The organism is Bradyrhizobium sp. ORS 375, assembly GCF_000239775.1.
Taxonomy (GTDB): domain Bacteria; phylum Pseudomonadota; class Alphaproteobacteria; order Rhizobiales; family Xanthobacteraceae; genus Bradyrhizobium.
The window spans coordinates 1-802 of the sequence record NZ_CAFI01000270.1; the positions used below are offsets into that span (position 1 = coordinate 1).

The 802-nt window shown below is 68.2% G+C and carries 1 pseudogene; it reads right to left on the reverse strand.

What is annotated here, in order from left to right:
• Positions 1-533: 533 nt before the first annotated feature.
• Positions 534-802 (reverse strand): annotated as a pseudogene (locus tag BRAO375_RS19690) (L,D-transpeptidase family protein); the annotation flags it as partial.

Consider the following 802-nt stretch of genomic DNA (forward strand, 5'->3'; position numbering starts at 1 on the left):
CCCGGCTCTCCCTGCACCCTCAGTTTAGAGAGGGTGATTGGACCAGCAACACTCGGACGCGAAAGCGGGTGCGAGAATGCAAAGTCGTACCCGCAAATTCCGCTGTCGTCCCGGACAAAGCCGGGACGCGCAACGCGCGGCGCCGATCCGGGACCCAGACTCCGCGGCGGACGGATGATGCACGCTGGAGCATTCAGCTCGCGCCGCAATGTCTGCCGGTGGTTATGGATCCCGGCGTTCGCCGGGCTGACACCGAATGGTTTGCTCACGGATGCGGATTCAGCGAATCCGCAAGGACAGTTCACCCTCCCCTGGAGGGGGAGGGTCGCCTCACGAGGAGCGAAGCGAAACGTGAGGTGGGGTGGGGTGATCTCTCCTCTGGCACCCATGCGTGTGGAGAGATCACCCCACCCCGCTCGCCCGCTTCGCGTCCGATCGACCCTCCCCCTCCAGGGGAGGGTGGCACCGCGTATGTCGCCTTGCCTTGGCGAAGCTGGATGCGCCGTTCAGAACGGCGCGCCGCTGAGGTCGGCTTACTTGAACCCGGCGAACCGGCTGTCGAACGAGTTCGACGGCAGCACCGGCGCCGCGCCGGAGACCAGGGCGGTCTGGGTCTGCGCCGGAGCCGAGGCTGTCGTCGCCGGCGCTGCGCTGGCGGCGGGCTTGAACGGCGGTCGCGCGGCGGCCTGCTTCGTCTCGGCTGGCTTGGTCTCGGCTGGCTTGGCGACTGCCACCGGCTTCGGCGCGGTCTTCGTCTCCGCGGGCTTCGCCTCAGCCGTCTTGCTCTCGGCCGGCTTTGCGG